13 protein-coding genes are annotated in these 15,845 nt (G+C 40.4%); 5 read left to right on the forward strand and 8 right to left on the reverse strand.

Annotated elements, in window-relative coordinates; translation table 11 throughout:
* Positions 1 to 43: 43 nt before the first annotated feature.
* The 5 genes from A7968_RS04785 to gpmM form a co-directional block, all read right to left on the reverse strand.
* Complete coding sequence (locus A7968_RS04785) at positions 44 to 1,762, reverse strand: ATP-dependent nuclease (RefSeq protein ID WP_167542953.1); 1,719 nt, start codon at positions 1,760 to 1,762, stop codon at positions 44 to 46.
* Between the two features lie 372 nt (positions 1,763 to 2,134).
* Entirely contained in the window at positions 2,135 to 2,899 is a 765-nt protein-coding gene (locus tag A7968_RS04790) for a divergent polysaccharide deacetylase family protein (RefSeq protein WP_193330412.1), read from the reverse strand.
* Between the two features lie 39 nt (positions 2,900 to 2,938).
* A complete protein-coding gene (locus A7968_RS04795; protein WP_084448038.1) occupies positions 2,939 to 4,210 on the reverse strand; it encodes a S41 family peptidase in 1,272 nt (423 codons plus the stop codon).
* 35 nt (positions 4,211 to 4,245) lie between these two features.
* Positions 4,246 to 5,385, reverse strand: a complete 1,140-nt coding sequence (locus A7968_RS04800; RefSeq protein ID WP_064665454.1) for a murein hydrolase activator EnvC family protein — start codon at positions 5,383 to 5,385, stop codon at positions 4,246 to 4,248.
* 3 nt (positions 5,386 to 5,388) lie between these two features.
* Positions 5,389 to 6,933, reverse strand: coding sequence for a 2,3-bisphosphoglycerate-independent phosphoglycerate mutase (gpmM, locus tag A7968_RS04805; protein ID WP_064665455.1), 1,545 nt, complete (start codon positions 6,931 to 6,933; stop codon positions 5,389 to 5,391).
* A gap of 200 nt (positions 6,934 to 7,133) precedes the next feature.
* Here gpmM and A7968_RS04810 point away from each other — a divergent pair, with 200 nt between their 5' ends.
* Genes A7968_RS04810 through gpsA form a run of 4 tightly spaced genes read left to right on the forward strand, consistent with a single transcriptional unit; the run spans position 7,134 to position 9,392 of the window.
* Complete coding sequence (locus tag A7968_RS04810; RefSeq protein WP_064665456.1) at positions 7,134 to 7,565, forward strand: rhodanese-like domain-containing protein; 432 nt, start codon at positions 7,134 to 7,136, stop codon at positions 7,563 to 7,565.
* A 31-nt stretch (positions 7,566 to 7,596) separates the two neighbouring features.
* On the forward strand, positions 7,597 to 7,854 hold the full coding sequence (gene grxC / locus A7968_RS04815) for a glutaredoxin 3 (protein ID WP_064665457.1): 258 nt from the start codon (positions 7,597 to 7,599) through the stop codon (positions 7,852 to 7,854).
* A 38-nt stretch (positions 7,855 to 7,892) separates the two neighbouring features.
* Positions 7,893 to 8,381, forward strand: coding sequence for a protein-export chaperone SecB (gene secB, locus A7968_RS04820; protein ID WP_064665458.1), 489 nt, complete (start codon positions 7,893 to 7,895; stop codon positions 8,379 to 8,381).
* Between the two features lie 3 nt (positions 8,382 to 8,384).
* On the forward strand, positions 8,385 to 9,392 hold the full coding sequence (gene gpsA / locus A7968_RS04825) for an NAD(P)H-dependent glycerol-3-phosphate dehydrogenase (protein WP_064665459.1): 1,008 nt from the start codon (positions 8,385 to 8,387) through the stop codon (positions 9,390 to 9,392).
* A 61-nt stretch (positions 9,393 to 9,453) separates the two neighbouring features.
* On the opposite strand, the gene A7968_RS04830 is transcribed toward gpsA, so the two are convergent.
* The gene (locus A7968_RS04830; RefSeq protein WP_167542954.1) at positions 9,454 to 13,218 is read right to left on the reverse strand and encodes a putative bifunctional diguanylate cyclase/phosphodiesterase; all 3,765 of its coding nucleotides are present in this window, start codon (positions 13,216 to 13,218) and stop codon (positions 9,454 to 9,456) included.
* 218 nt (positions 13,219 to 13,436) lie between these two features.
* Positions 13,437 to 13,901, reverse strand: a complete 465-nt coding sequence (gene trmL, locus A7968_RS04835; protein ID WP_064665461.1) for a tRNA (uridine(34)/cytosine(34)/5-carboxymethylaminomethyluridine(34)-2'-O)-methyltransferase TrmL — start codon at positions 13,899 to 13,901, stop codon at positions 13,437 to 13,439.
* Positions 13,902 to 14,010: 109 nt separating this feature from the next.
* On the opposite strand from trmL, the gene A7968_RS04840 reads away from it, so the two are divergent.
* Positions 14,011 to 14,922, forward strand: a complete 912-nt coding sequence (locus A7968_RS04840) for a cation diffusion facilitator family transporter (protein WP_084448039.1) — start codon at positions 14,011 to 14,013, stop codon at positions 14,920 to 14,922.
* Here the strand turns inward: A7968_RS04840 and A7968_RS04845 are convergent.
* Positions 14,898 to 15,842 (reverse strand): alpha/beta fold hydrolase, encoded by a 945-nt coding sequence (locus A7968_RS04845; RefSeq protein WP_064665906.1) that lies wholly within the window; start codon positions 15,840 to 15,842, stop codon positions 14,898 to 14,900. The two genes, A7968_RS04840 and A7968_RS04845, sit on opposite strands and share 25 nt — an antisense overlap.
* Positions 15,843 to 15,845: the final 3 nt, after the last annotated feature.

The following is a 15,845-nucleotide window of genomic DNA, read 5'->3' on the forward strand; positions in this document are numbered from 1 at the left end:
CAGTCAACATCCGACCATTCTGAGTACTTGTGGCTAACATCGCTCATTGAATATTTTTACTTAAAGCTAGGATTTTTTTTAGGTGTTCATACATTACTTTATATGAATCATTAGTTCCGCAATTGACAATAAAGTCAGTTATAAACACATCATATAGAGTTTCTACTGGTATATTCAACTGCTCAGAAATATTTTTAAATTTATTCTTTGAGTCACTAAAACTATCTACTAATTCCAAGTCTACCGATGGAAATATAATCGTCAAATAATCGCGATTATATATAATATCTTCTGGAATGCTTTTAGGAATGAAAAGTACCTTGTCTTTATAGAAATTTATATATTTAGTATATAACTCTATTTTTTGACTTTCATTTGACCCATTCACACCACCATCTACGTTAAAAGTGAAATTTTTAATTCTAATACCTGTAATTCTATTGATCTCTCTTTCAAGGTATTCAGTTGTTTTTGTTATTTCAGCAACTTCTGACAGGTCAGTGACATCACACTTATACATATCTCCATCGAGTATAAAGAACCTATTGTCGTCATCAATCTTAGAAGCCGTTGTAATTAATGTGGTTTTTATACTTGAGGCTCCACCTGAAAAATAACATACATTAAACTGTCCAGATAACCGCTCATTTTCAATGATTTTTTCAAATATTTTTTTAGCTAATGAATCTTCAACAATAATAATCGGAGAGTCATAAGAGGTCTCTAAATTATTAAAGGCATTCAAATAGTTTACGCCTTGCTCAACAACGACTTTATTATTGGCATTAATAACAAAATTTTTCACACAGTCATTAGGAACAAGTTCAACAAAAGAGGGAGAGTGTGTAGATAGTATTATTTGAATTTTTTTATTTATTATTAAGTCTAGAAAATACTCAAGCAATCTTTTTTGAGCTCCTGGATGCAAAGACAATTCAGGCTCATCTAATAACAATAGCGAATTATTAGGTATAGATGACAATCGTTCCACTACATGGGCAACTATAAATTCGCCACTGCCAGAGTTAGCTTCAGAATATTGTTCTCCAGATCTAAAAATAATGCTAGTGCCCCATGTCCCATTGAAGAATCTATGTTTAATTATTTTTATTTCGTCATACATTTTGTCTAAAATTTTATTTACTATACTAATGTTTTTTTTACTTATAGATAAAATAGTCGCTTTTTTTCCTGAGTTAGTTGTTTCAATTGATTGTTGAACCTTTTTTGTAACTCTTTTGGCGTAATCAGCTTTACTCTTAAGATCTGTTTTAGTTGTCTGATTATCAAAGAATATATTTTTTTCAAATGAACCAATTAAACTTTTAAATTCAATATCTACGATTTTTCCATATGTTTTTATTTCTGGTTGCTCTACGTAAGCTTTAATTACCTTGTTACTATGTAAATCCTTTTGGAACGGAGAGAATACCCAACCGAAGTGATGAGTTTTTGATTCCTTGAATTCCTTTCCTTCAATTTTATATTGAAATTCCGATATTCCTTTATCATTAAATTTATCCCACTCTGTTTCGAAAAAATAATAATCAGGATTTCGACCTTTTGAAATAGATTTAATAAGTTTTAAAAATGTTGATTTTCCTGAACCATTTTTTCCGACCAGAACTGTTAGAGGGTGGTTGAAATTAATACACGTATTATCTTCAAATTGTCTGAATCTATTCACTTTCAGGTATTCGAGATCAACTTTTATAATGCCTTTTGAAAACAGAGTTTCAATAGTTTTTATTTTTGATAACATCAGGTCTCTCATTAAAAATATAACAACTTTATCAGAGGACACTTTCTCTATTTAAGCACGAAAATGTCCTTATCTTGTGAACTAATATTAATAGTAAATAGTGTAAGTTATTGCCAGATATAAATATTATTCTTCCTGTAGCTTCTCTGAGTGTGTAAAAAGAGGAAAGTTTCCTCTTTTTCTTACTAAGTTAATGACGACTCACCTGACTGACCGGTTATCGCTCTAAGCCGTCTATCAGCTCTCACACTAAACGTTGGGTTTCGTTGCTCCCAACCACAACCTACGGTAGTTAATTTAACGACGGACTATACTGTTTTCCTAGAACCTAATACCTAATACCTAGCTCCTTTTCCCTTGTAACTTTAAAGCTTACCTCGCACTAACCCCTTTATGCTCAGCCTGCGCGAGTTGTATATATTTACGCTCTACCAGCTGCGATAGCGGCACCAGTTCAAAGCCTTGTTGTTCAAGTTCGGGTAGCTTGCGCTGTAAAAATTCGATTGTTTCAGGATAGGGGTGGGCAATCGCGATGGCGAAGTTATAACGCTCGGCTTTATATTTTAATTCGTTGAGGCGAAATTGCAGCTGTTGTTCATTAACTATGTTGTCTAAAAATACATGGCGGCCAACATTCTCTACACCATATAAATTAGCGACGTTTTGCGCTTGGCTTAAGCCGGTCGTGCGGCTATCTAAAAAGTACAGATTGCGCTTTTTTAGCACTTCCATGGTCCATTTCATAGGCTGGCTTTCTTGGGTCAGTGCGGAGCCCATATGGTTATTCACGCCTTTAACTTGTGGTAGTGTGGCAAGGGCGTTACCGAGTGTATGCTGTAATTGTTCTTTACTCATATCGCTGGTGAGTGCGCCGGGGCCAAGTGCTTTACTGTTATCCAGTGCTTGCATCGGAATATGCAGCAGTAATTCTTTATCTGATTGACTGGCCAAACGAGCAAAAATTTGTGAATAGGGGGTATGAGGCAAAATCGAGAACGATATTTTACCTGGTAAATTTAAGGTTTCGAGGTCGCGTCGATGATTACCAATATCGTCAATCACGATGGCTATTTGTTTACCTGCTGCAACAGCGGGCAAGCTGCAAATAGCCAATAATAGCCAAGCTAGTTTTTTCACGTTTATAATTTTTATTATCTTTTTTAAGAGCTACAACGTTTATTTCATCGTTAATAGCTGCTGCGCCTTTAATAACAGAGGATCGCTTGCGGCTGAATTTTGCCATAACGGATCGTCGCTTCCTTGTTCATTTTTTATTATAACTACTTTATCTATTTGTGAAAGGGTTGATTGATTAATCGCCACGTCGGGGGTTACGCCAATGCCATCAATTGATTGCCCTGATGGGGTAAAGTATTTTGCAGTGGTTAGCTTTAGGGCTGTATTACCATTACCAAGTGGGATCAGCGACTGTACAGAGCCTTTACCAAATGACTGGCTACCGATTAACGTAGCACGGTGGTTGTCTTTTAATGCGGCAGCTAAAATTTCTGCTGCTGAGGCCGAGTTTTCATTGATCAACACCACAATAGGGGCGCCATTTAATATATCGCCTTTTTTAGCGCGATAATGTTGGTTCGCATCATAAAAGCGCCCTTTGGTGGTCACTATAGTGCCACTTTGTAAGAACAGATCAGAGACCGCTACCGCACTTTGTAATGTGCCGCCTGGGTTATCGCGTAGATCAATTACTAATCCTGTTAGTGCTGCGCCATAATTACTTTGTAATATGGTTATGTGTCGTGCTACATCATGCAAAGTGTGGTTGCTAAAGCTATTAATCGCTAAATAGCCAATGCCAAAACCAGACAGAGAGCTTGTCACGCTTTCTAGGTTAATTTCAGAACGAGTAATTTCAAAATCAAGTATCTGTGTTGGGTTAGTGCGTTCGATCGTTAAGGTGACTGCTGCGGTGTCGCTGCTTTTTATCATTTGTGCAACTTGGTTGATGTCTTTATTCACTACCGCTTGCTGATTGATGGCGAGCACAACATCATCTTTTTGTATACCGGCCAGAGCGGCTGGAGAATTTTTAATGGTGTTTAAAATAACAATTTTTTGATCTTGCTGTTTTACCTCTATGCCAAGCCCTGTATAACGACCGTTAGTGCTACTAAACAACGCTTCAAGTTCTTGCTCATCAAGGTACTTAGAATAAGGGTCTAGTTGTGCGAGTAAAGCTTCAAATTGTTGGTTGTTTTCGAAACTTTGTTGCAGTGCTAAATCTTCCACATAATAGGCGTGGATATTAAAGAGGATTTCATTTTTTTGCTGGCTTTTTAAATCGCCGACGGTTGTAAGCGCAAAGCTATTAAAACTCAGGCACAAAAAAAGGCTAGCTAACAATAAATAACTGAATAAATAACTGATATAAGCGCGCGTTAAAGCATAATGCTGTAACTGCTGTATTTTTAATTGTGTATGTGGCATCAGCTGCTCCCAGTGGGGTGCAGCTGTTTAATCACTTAAATGCGTCTGCACCATTTTACAGGATTTACTGCGCGTCCTTTGTGGCGTATTTCAAAGTATAGACCAGAATTTGCTTGTCCGCCGCTTTGTCCAACTAAAGCGATTATATCGCCTTGACGAACCATATCGCCCACGTCTTTTAACAGGGTTTGGGTATGACCGTATAAACTCATAAAGCCGTCACCATGATCAAGTACAATCACCCAACCATAGCCTTTTAACCAATCAGCAAAGACCACTTGGCCATTGTGAACACTTTGTACGTTACTGCCTTCTCGTGCGCCGATTAATACGCCTTTCCAGTCAATGCCGCCGTGTTTTCGCTGTCCGAAGCTGTGTTCTATTTTGCCTTTTGTTGGCCAGTCTAACTTTCCTTTACTGCTTGCTAAGCCGAGTAGTTCAACCTTTTGCGTTTTCTCTTTTTCAAGTTCTTGCAGGGTTGTGACTAAGGTTTTTTCATTCTCTTTTAGGTAATCAATAGAGTTTTTAGTTGAGCTAAGTTTGGTTTTTAGCTCACTAATATTTGCTTTACGTTGCTGCTGTGCAGCTATTAGTGCTTGCTGGCGATTGGCTTGCTCTTTATGTAGGGCAACTAAATGAAGCTTGGTTTTTTCAAGTTCAGCTTGCACCGCTTCGATTTCCAGCAGTAACGCTTTTAATTCTTCAATTTGTTCAATACGTGCTTTGTTAAGGTAATTGTAATAGCTTAATGTTCGCTCAACTTGTGCTGTATTTTCTTGATTCAACAGCATTTTTGAATAGTCATGCCCACCGGACATGTAAGCACTTTTTATTTGTGCGGCAAGGGCTTGTTGTTGCTCTTGGCGTTCTTTTTCAAGCTTATCGGCTTGTTGCTGTTGCTGCTTTTGTTGTTTTTCGGTATCGCGAATTGACTGCTCTGCAATATTCAGTGCTTTGGCATTTTTCGCAATATCAAGTTCATGCTGCTTAAGGCTTTTTTGTGATTTAGCGATGTCTTTACGTTGAGCTGCCAATTCGGCTTGGCTTTGCTTTAACGCACTTTGAATTTCACTGAGGTCTTTTTTAGTACGGTCTTCATTAGCGACAGCCGAAGCTGCCACCAATGAAGACATAATTAACGTACTAACAACTAAATGTTTAACGCATCTACGCATAGTTTATTTCAAAGTCATGATCGGTGTGCCGGTCATTTCGCTTGGTTGTTCCATACCCATTAGGTGTAGCATGGTAGGTGCAACGTCGCTTAAGGCTTTACCTTCACTTGGGGTTGCATCACGGCCAACATAAATAAATGGTACCGGTTCACTAGTATGAGCTGTATGCGCTTGACCAGTTTTAAGGTTTGCCATTTGCTCGGCATTACCATGATCCGCTGTAATTAATGCTTCACCGCCAAATTCTTGTAAGGCAGCAACAACACGACCAATACAATGATCAACCGCTTCACAGGCTTTTACTGCGGCTTCAAATACGCCTGAGTGGCCAACCATATCGCCATTAGGGTAGTTACAAATAATTGCGTCGTACTTGCCGCTTTTTATAGCTTCAACAAGTTTATCGGTGAGCATTTCTGAGTTCATTTCAGGCTGTAGGTCGTATGTAGCCACTTGTGGTGATGGGATCAACTCGCGCGTTTCACCTTCAAATTCATTTTCACGGCCGCCGCTGAAGAAAAACGTCACGTGTGCGTATTTTTCGGTTTCAGAAATACGTAGTTGTGTTTTATTGTGTTTTTCAAACCATTCGCCTAAAACATTAGTTAAAGGGACGGTGGCGAAAGCGGCTGGAGCGTCGATGTCTGCGGCGTATTCGGTCAACATAACAAAAGCACTTAATGTTGGTGCTTTCTTTTTAGCAAAGCCGTCGAAGTCTTTATCAACAAATGCGCGGGTCATTTCACGGGCACGGTCGGCTCTAAAGTTTAAGAAAATAACGGTGTCGCCATCATTAATTTGTACCGGCTCTTGGTCTGGTGCCGCGATTGTGGTGGCTGCAACGAATTCATCGTTTTCATCACGTTCATAAGCGCCAGCTAATGCATCGACTGCGTTAGTATAATTATGTTGTGCAATACCACTTACCATTAGATCATAGGCTTGTTCAACACGGTTCCAGCGATTATCGCGGTCCATTGCATAGTAACGACCAATGATTGAAGCAAGACGACCACAATTTAATTTACTGAACAGGGCTTCAACACGTTCAATCGACGCCTTTGCACTGCGAGGTGGGGTATCTCGGCCATCTAAGAAGGCATGAAAGTACACTTCTTTTGCGCCGCGAGCTGCTGCTAATTCGATTGCAGCTAGAATATGATCTTCATGGCTGTGTACGCCGCCTGGGCTTAGTAAACCCATTAAGTGAACAGCTTTACCGGCATTTACTGCTTTATCTATGTTTTCAACTAACACTGGGTTATGGTCAAACTCACCATCGTCGATTGCTTTAGTGATACGGGTAAAGTCTTGATAAACCACACGACCTGCGCCTAGATTGACGTGGCCAACTTCTGAGTTACCCATTTGCCCATCAGGAAGGCCAACATCTAAACCCGAGCCAGAAATTAGGGTATGCGGGCGAGTTGCCCAAAGTTCATCTAAAACAGGGGTATTAGCCGCTAAAATTGCATTACTTTGTGCATCTTCACGGTATCCCCAACCATCTAAAATCATTAATACGAGAGGTTTTTTATGTTGTGTCATTTTGGTTCCTGAAAATTAGCTCCTGTTTCAGCTAAGCATACCGTGTTTTGTAGTTATGATCAGCAATCAAAGCTGCATATTAAAATATTTCACTCTCTGGTAATTTCTAATCAAGCACGTATACTTGCGTGGCTAGGGCATTGCCCTTACGTTTAACCCCAGCGCTAAAGGCGCGGGACAATTTTCATAGTGGAAGACGCATGGATCAATATATTGAATTTGTCGGTAATCATCCGATATTAAGTTTAGCGTGGGTTGCTTTGGTTGCACTCATTGTCGGCGGTTGGTTTAAAAGTAAGTTTTCAGCAATTCGTCAAATAAACCCGCAACAACTAACGTTATTAATTAACCGTGAAGACGGTCTTGTTGTAGATATACGTGCCCAAAAAGAATTTAATAATGGCCGTATTGCAGGCGCAGAGCACCTTAGCCCTGAAAAAGCCAAACAATCTGACTTTTCAAGCCTTGAAAAGTCTAAGAGTAAACCCATTATATTGGTATGCACCACAGGCATGACTGCTTCTGGTATCGCAACTGCCATGCATAAAGCTGGTTTTGAATCAGTGTATGTATTGTCTGGCGGAATGGGGGCATGGCAAAGTGCCGGTCTACCAACGACAACAGGTCGCTAATTAACTTAGTTAGGCCGCTAGAGGAATTGTTATGAGTAATGTTGTTCTTTACACCAAAGCGTATTGTCCTTTTTGCCAACGAGCATTGGCATTGCTAACCAGCAAAGGTGTGCAATTTAAGAATATAGATATCGGTGTACAGCCTGAACTTCGCGATGAAATGATCGCCAAAGCAGGTGGCGCGAGCACAGTACCGCAAATCTTTATTAATGATGAGCATATTGGCGGTTGTGACGACATGATGGCGATTGAAGCCCAAGGCAAGCTTGACGCAAAGTTAAACGCTTAAACATTTATTATAAAAACGATTAAAAGTTAGGAATTATCATGAACGAAGAAAATCAGAACGTAGCAGCACAACAAGAAACTGGCGCACAATTTACTATTCAACGTATTTATACAAAAGACGTGTCTTTTGAAACGCCTAATTCACCTGCTATTTTCCAAAAAGAATGGACACCAGAAGTTAAGCTTGACCTTGATACACGTTCAAACAAATTAGACGAAGGTGTGTTTGAAGTTGTTTTAGCATTGACAGTAACAGCATCAATCGGTGAAGAAACTGCATTCTTATGTGAAATTCAACAAGCGGGTATTTTCACTATCGCTGAAATTGAAGAAGTACAACTTGCACATATGCTAGGCGCATTCTGCCCTAACGTGTTATTCCCATATGCACGTGAAGCGGTATCTAACTTAGTTAATCGTGGTACGTTCCCACAGCTTAACCTTGCACCTGTAAACTTTGACGCGTTATTCGCGCAATACATGCAGCAACGTGCAGCGCAAGCTGAACAGGCAACTGCAGACGCATAATCGATGAATACAGCCAATTCAGCTGTTACAGTATTAGGGGCGGGGTCTTATGGCACCGCCCTTGCTATTTGTTTAGCCCGAAACGGTCACCAAGTGACACTTTGGGGGCGCAATAGCGATGACGTTGCCACGCTTGCAGCTGAGCGGAAAAATCAACGTTACCTACCAGACGTCACTTTCCCTGACACTTTACATCTTGAAGCCGACTTACATACTGCAGTAACTGCAAGCCAGGTTATTTTGGTCGTGGTACCGAGTCATGCATTTGGCAATACGCTACAGCAAATTAAGCCTTCATTACTTGATGGTGCGCAAGTGGCGTGGGCGACTAAAGGCTTAGAACCAGATACGGGCAGATTACTGCAAGAAGTTGCGCAACAAGAACTCGGTGATGACGTGCCATTGGCTGTGGTTTCGGGTCCTACCTTCGCCAAAGAAATGGCAATGGGTTTACCTACGGCTATTTCTGTATCATCAACATCAACCGCTTTTGCAAAACAGCTTGCCGATCTACTGCATTGCGGCCGTTCATTTCGGGTTTATAACAATAATGATTTTATTGGCATACAGCTCGGTGGTGCGGTTAAAAATGTAATTGCGATTGGTGCAGGTATGTCTGATGGCTTTGGTTTTGGTGCTAATGCTAGAACAGCGTTGATCACCCGTGGTTTAGCTGAGTTGTGTCGTTTAGGTTGTGCTCTGGGCGCGAAATCTGAAACCTTTATGGGCATGGCTGGTCTTGGCGACTTGATACTCACCTGTACAGACAATCAGTCTCGTAACCGTCGCTTTGGTTTAGCCCTTGGCAAAGGTGAAGGGGTTGAACGGGCGATTGAATCAATTGGTCAAGTGGTAGAAGGTTACCGCAACACCAAAGAAGTTTATTTACTTGCACAACGCACTGGCATTGAAATGCCGATCACCGAGCAAATCTATCAGGTACTTTATGAAAATAAAGACGTAAAAGAAGCGGCGATGGCGTTATTAGGTCGCGAGCAAAAGTCAGAGTAACCTTTGTACTCAGTATCGTTGTCAGCGTTGTGTCACTCATTACGCTGGCAACAACTAAAGTTTAGTCATTGCCCAAGCTAGATTGTTTTTTCTGGTTATTTTCTTCAATAAAAGTTGCGACTTTATCAGCATGAAGCGGGCGGCTATAATAATAACCTTGCATGGTATTACAACCCATTACATGCAGCATGTAAGCCTGCTCTTTCGTTTCAACGCCTTCTGCAACCACCTCTATTTTTAAGTATTTCGCCAGGCGGATAATCGTTGCGGTTATATTTCGGTCCTGCTCACTATCAATGATGTCTTTAATAAAAGAGCGATCTATTTTTAATGTATCGATAGGAAAACGCTTTAAATAACCAAGTGATGAATGCCCAGTGCCAAAGTCATCTAACGCAATGGTAAAACCAAGTGCTTTTAAGCGGCTCATTTGCTGCTGGGCAAATTCGGGGTTATCCATCATAGCACTTTCAGTGATTTCCAGCTCTACACAGCGCGCTGGTACATCATAGTCGGTTAAACATTCGGTAAGCGTTTCTATTAAACTATTTTGCTGAAAGTGCAGGGCAGAAATATTAATTGCCACTTTGCCAAAACTAACCCGTTCATTTCGCCATAATTCGAGCTGTTTAAATAACTGCTTCATTAACAGTAGTGTGAGAGGAATGATGGCGCCATTTTGCTCCGCCAGAGGAATAAATTCAGCGGGTCTAATAATACTGCCATCAGCTTGCGGCCATCGTACTAATGCCTCAAACCCATGAATCTGATTTTTATCTGCGTTATATTTTACTTGGTAAAATAATTCGAAATCTTGGTTTTCGATAGCCCTGAACAGCGCACTTTCTTTACTGAGTTCATTTGAATCTATGGTGTGTTTAGACTTATCAAAAAACTGGTAGTTGTTATGACCCATTTTCTTTGCGTGGTTTAGCGCGCTATTGGCGCTGCGCATCAATGCCTCACTGCTGTAGCCGTTTTCTGGGTAGACGGCAATGCCACAACAGGCTGAAATAAAGCTCTCTATGCCATCAAGCATAAAGGGTGTTTGAAACTGTTTAAGGATATTGTCGGCAAGCTTTTTAGCGAAAAAGATGGTCATTCCAGAATATAGATAAGGCGGCACTAGCACTGCAAATTCATCGCCGCCTAAGCGGGCGAGTGTATAGCCAGAGTCAAGGTTGCGAGATAGCCTACCAGCCACTTCTTTTAGTAATTCATCACCAATTGCATGACCAAGAGATTCATTGATTTTATTGAAGTTATCTAAATCGATAAAAATAATGAGCAGATCAGGAAAGTTGTTATTACAGCTGTTTATTGCTTTATTAACTGACTCAATAAAGATAGTACGATTAGAAAGCCCAGTAACAGCATCTCGGGTGGTTAGCTTTAACATGGCACGTTCATTGTTTTTGCGTGCGGTTACGTCTGAAAATAAACCAATATAATGCGCACTACTGTTGCGCAAGTTAGGCGTTTTTACTTTGGTGATCGACAGATCTAATGCATAAGGTTGACCGTCTTTTCGTAAATTCCAAATTTCCCCAGACCAATAGCCATCGGTTTCCAAATCATTATGGATGAGGCTTTCTAGTTTTTTATCGCGACCATTTACAGTTAACGCTTTAGGTTTTTTACCTACAACATCAGCTAAAGTGAATCCACAAATTGTTGTAAATGCTTGGTTTATATTTGTTATTTGAAAATGCTCATTGGCAATCCAAATCGCATCTTTTGATTGCGCCATGAGTGCGTTAGCTAAATTGTGCTTAGCCGCACTTTTTAATTTATAAATAATTAGCAGCAGTAACAGCATAAACACAACGGTTAAAATCAAATAGTTGAACCAGTTGGGAAAGCTAAATGCAGTGTGTTTAATCATTACGACTAACGGCTCGCTACTTACTTGGTTAAGGTTTTTAACTTCGAGGTAAATATTGTTTTTATTACTCGCCAGTGACAACATAGATTGCGAACTTGGTAGCGGCAGCCAAAGCCCATTAGGATCGAGCCGATAAGACAGCCGCATCGGTAAATCACTATTACTGCTGAACCATACAGAGATGCCTTGCAGTGGTTGTTGCGCATTCACGGCATTGGTTGCTAAGTGGTAATAGTGTTGGTCACTTTCTTGATAATGCAAGGTTAGATGACTGACTGAAAATAAATTATTTTGAGGTATTACTTGCGTGGGGTGTACTTCTAATAGCGTACTGCTGTTATCTGCAAACAGCATTATTTTGTCACGGTAGCTTACGGTAAATTGTGCTTCAGGCAATTGCTCGTGACGAATTGAATCATCAATATTTGCGGCCATACTGTGGGTGGCATTTTCAACCCATATATTTGCACTTGGCTTGTAGAGTTTGATTGCTTGAGAGTCGATTATCCATAGTGCATTTAGCGGGGCTCTGTAAATGGCTGAAGTGTCAAACATACTGACTTTATTAAAATGTATGCTTGTTGTTTGTGCAAACGTTTCAGGTGTTTGCCATAAACCATTAGTAGTCGCAAGCCACAACCTCGATGAATGACGTTGATAATAAATATCTCTGATCTCACCAAGAGGCTCAGCTTGCAGTGCTAATACTGTGACTTGTTGCTTGTTAATGTAATACAACTGCTGACCATCACTTGCTAGATACTGCTCATCACTGAGATTTGTAAAAGTGTTAATGTTGCTAATTGACAGTGTGAAATTTTGTTGTTGGGTTGCAAAATCATAATTGATTAATTGTGTTTTGCTCGCTACCCATAAAGTTGTGGGAGCTGTGAAATGCAGTGTGCTTATTGGTTCTTGCAGCAATAAATCAAACGTTTGGTTACGGGCACTGTATAAATACAATCCGCCAGCGGTGGTTACCGCCCACTTATCATCGCGTAAATAATTAATATTGAGTACTTTTTTATCCTCAGTATAACTATTTATTTGCGCCAGCATTTTAAAGTATTGCTGTATTCTGGGGGCAGGGCTATTGGTGATTGGCGTTGCAATAATTTGCATTGCAGGAAGCTTTAACCAACTTTTAGTGGTCGTTTGCAACCATAATTGCTCATTATTTTGTTTCATCGATAAAAAACGAGCTGGGGAATTATAAAATAAAGGCTTGCTGTTTTTGGTTGTTAAATCATATTTATAAGCTTGATTATTATATAAGTAATAAAGTTGTTCTTGAAAGAAGTTTAGTTGTTGAATATTAGTGTGGTCGAGCTTTATTGGTGTTAATGAGGGGGTGTTATTGAATAGATAGTGTTGCTTATTACTGGTGGTGATCAGCAGTGCTGTTGATGTTTGGCTTGGGCTTAGTTGGCTAATCTCTGTCGGGGCTGTGATCTGGGATATAATCGTATTACTGGCAATATCAAAGCGACTCGCTAAATCACTGCCTGAATGCAGCCATAGGCTGTTATTAAAACCTAATTTAAGCTCGACGATTTGCTCAGAAAAAGCGAATACAGAATGCAACTTTTCGTCTTTTATTGTGTAAATTTGCCCTAAGTGTAGAAAATAAAAACCGTGAACAGTGCTAAATATTTGTTGCCTTAACGGGGTATCAGTTAGTTTAATTAGCTGATTGTTTATTAAATTTATTAAGCTTAAGCCTTGCTCAGTATTAATTAATAACCACGATTTATAGGTGGCCACCTGTAAAATTTCACGCGTTGCAAATAACGAAAAGGGTGGTGTTTTGCTACTAAAAAGGTGCGCTGAATCGTAGTTAAATAAGCCTTTCTCCGTTGCGAGCCAATACGCGTTACTCGGGCTTTGAGCAAAGTCATTAATCGCGGGTATAGAAAGCTCGTTGGCGTTTAATTCAGCCACACTCGCGTTTACATTAACAATAAATAACAGGCTGATAAGGCAGCATGTTTTAAGCATAAACCGCATTGCAATCCATTGAATAAGTTTAAAAAGAACGTATTTAGAGTAGTGCAGGAATAGATAAAATGCGAATCGGTGAAAGTGAAATTTATTGTATTGCGGGTAACTGAACTTACAGGCTTAAGCGCCTAACGATTTAGGCGCTTTATTTGTGTGCTTTACTGGGCGTTAGGAAAGCCTAATTGCCGCCATGATTCATAAACAAACACTGCCACTGCATTGGATAAGTTCATGCTTCTACTGTTAGCTTGCATTGGAATACGCACGCGTTGTTCATTCGGTAGTGATTGAATTAAATCATCTGGTAGGCCACGAGTTTCAGGGCCAAATACTAAACAATCACCTGCTTCATAACTTACTTGATGATGGAATTGGCTGCCCTTAGTGGTACACGCGTAGACTTTTTTAGGCTGACACTTTTCCAGGTATGCTGCAAATGAGGCATGGCGTTGCACATGGCTAAATTCATGGTAATCAAGGCCTGCTCTTTTTACGCGCTTATCATCCCACTCAAAGCCCAACGGTTCGATTAGGTGCAAGGCGAAACCTGTATTTGCGCACAAACGAATAATATTGCCTGTGTTAGGAGGAATTTCAGGTTGGTATAAAACGATATCAAGCATAACGAGCCTTATTGGTGATCTACATTTTGACGTTCGAGAGTATACACGAAATAAATAAAAAAAATGATATACTCATTTTAATCAAACAGTTTAAAACATAGGCAACAGCGTGCATCAGCGTAGTTATGAATTTTGGGTGAAAACCGCCAGTATTGTTACCATGGTAATGGTGAGCTTGATGATTGCGGCTAAATGTTGGGCATGGCTTGCGTCTGGCTCTGCATCAATGCTTGGCTCACTCACCGACTCGTTGATGGATATTACCGCCTCAGCAATGAGCTTTATGGTGCTAGGGTATGCACTGCGCCCCGCGGATGACGATCACCGCTTTGGCCATGGCAAAGCTGAAGCGTTAGCGGGGTTAGGGCAAGCTGCCTTTATTGCCGGCTCTGGTTGTTTATTAGCGTTTCATGGCATTGAACGAATATTTAATCCGGTGGTATTAAATCATTCTATGCTGGGTGTATGGGTGAGTATTTTTGCCATTGCTTGTACGCTGGTGGTGGTTTATGTACAAACCAAAGTGATAAAGCATACCGAGTCTATCGCGATTAAAGCTGACTCAGTACATTATAAAGGTGACTTAATTTTAAATGCTGCCGTGTTAGTTGCCATATTACTAGCCCAAAATGGCATGCTTTACGCGGATCCTATTTTTGCAATTGGCGTGGCTGGTTATTTACTTTATAACAGCTGGGACATAGCTAGACAAAGCGCCGATCATCTAATGGACAAAGAGCTTCCAGATGAAGAAAAAGCCAGCATCGTATTAATTGCCAACAGTCATAAGGATGTTTTTGGTGTCCATGATGTGCGTACGCGACAAGGCGGTAAAGTTAAGTTTATTCAAATGCATTTAGAGCTTGAAGACCAACTACCTTTGATCCGTGCTCATTACGTTGCTGATGAAGTTGTAGCAATGATCCAACAAGAGTTTAATTGCGAAATGGATATTTTGATCCACCAAGATCCCATGTCACTGAGTCAAACAAGTGCTCAACTCAGTGAATCACAAAACTGATAAAAACGGCTAAGTACAGCTTGGCGAATGGAGTCTTGTTCAAACAACAGCTCGTGTTTTGCACCAGCAAAAGTCTGTAAAACTGCATTGTTTTGGCGATGTACCAGCTCAACTTGGGCTTGGTTATCAACAACTGTATCGTTTTCAGCACTGGCGATAAAAAGTGGAATCGATAACTGTTGTTGCTCAAAGGTCGCCATAAAGCCAAACGCTGCATTTAACCAACCATAAGTCACCCCGCCCAATTGCAGTACGCTATCGGTTTGATAGGTTTGCCTAAATAATTGATAGCGGACCTCACTACTGGTTAGCTCATTGTCTACAAAGGCGGGCGCTAAGTAATCTGTTTGGCCAAATGCGTAAAATTTATTAAAGCCCAATAAGCATGCTGTTCGTGCGGCAAATTTAGCCAGTGGTTTTGGGGTGCCTTTGGTGTAAAAATCAAACATTGGGGCCGATAAAAATACCCCACTGTAGTCATGTTCAAAGCGGGTGAGGAAATCAAACGCAATCGCGCCACCCATTGAATGGCCGAGTATTATTTTTTTACCTTGAAAGTGCTTGCAGACTATTTGCTGATCAAATAAAGCGAAATCGTCAGCATAATCACTAAATTTATTTACATACCCTTTATGGCGGTTGGCTAACGCGCGATAGGAGCGGCCTTGCCCTTGGTGATCAATAATAAAAACCGCATAGTTGTTTTGCTGTAACTCCCAAATGAGTTCTTGGTATTTGTCTAACCCTTCAATCCGCCCTGAACAAATTACCACAGCGGCTTTAGCCTGCTCAGGAACAACATATGCGTAATGTAACTTGCCGTTATCCGTTGTGAGTTGATCTTTGTACACGCTGTGTTTAAAAAACGTTGATATCTCAGGTTGTTGGGCAAGTAAGTTTTGCTCTGTACTGTAAAACATGGT

This window comes from Pseudoalteromonas prydzensis (genome assembly GCF_001661495.1).
Classification (GTDB): domain Bacteria; phylum Pseudomonadota; class Gammaproteobacteria; order Enterobacterales; family Alteromonadaceae; genus Pseudoalteromonas; species Pseudoalteromonas prydzensis.

Coding starts and splice junctions, on each gene's coding strand:
- A7968_RS04785 (WP_167542953.1), bottom strand. CDS start 1,762: ATGTTATCAAAAATAAAAACTATTGAAACTCTGTTTTCAAAAGGCATT.
- A7968_RS04795 (WP_084448038.1), bottom strand. CDS start 4,210: ATGCCACATACACAATTAAAAATACAGCAGTTACAGCATTATGCTTTA.
- A7968_RS04800 (WP_064665454.1), bottom strand. CDS start 5,385: ATGCGTAGATGCGTTAAACATTTAGTTGTTAGTACGTTAATTATGTCT.
- gpmM (WP_064665455.1), bottom strand. CDS start 6,933: ATGACACAACATAAAAAACCTCTCGTATTAATGATTTTAGATGGTTGG.
- A7968_RS04810 (WP_064665456.1), top strand. CDS start 7,134: ATGGATCAATATATTGAATTTGTCGGTAATCATCCGATATTAAGTTTA.
- grxC (WP_064665457.1), top strand. CDS start 7,597: ATGAGTAATGTTGTTCTTTACACCAAAGCGTATTGTCCTTTTTGCCAA.
- secB (WP_064665458.1), top strand. CDS start 7,893: ATGAACGAAGAAAATCAGAACGTAGCAGCACAACAAGAAACTGGCGCA.
- gpsA (WP_064665459.1), top strand. CDS start 8,385: ATGAATACAGCCAATTCAGCTGTTACAGTATTAGGGGCGGGGTCTTAT.
- trmL (WP_064665461.1), bottom strand. CDS start 13,901: ATGCTTGATATCGTTTTATACCAACCTGAAATTCCTCCTAACACAGGC.
- A7968_RS04845 (WP_064665906.1), bottom strand. CDS start 15,842: ATGTTTTACAGTACAGAGCAAAACTTACTTGCCCAACAACCTGAGATA.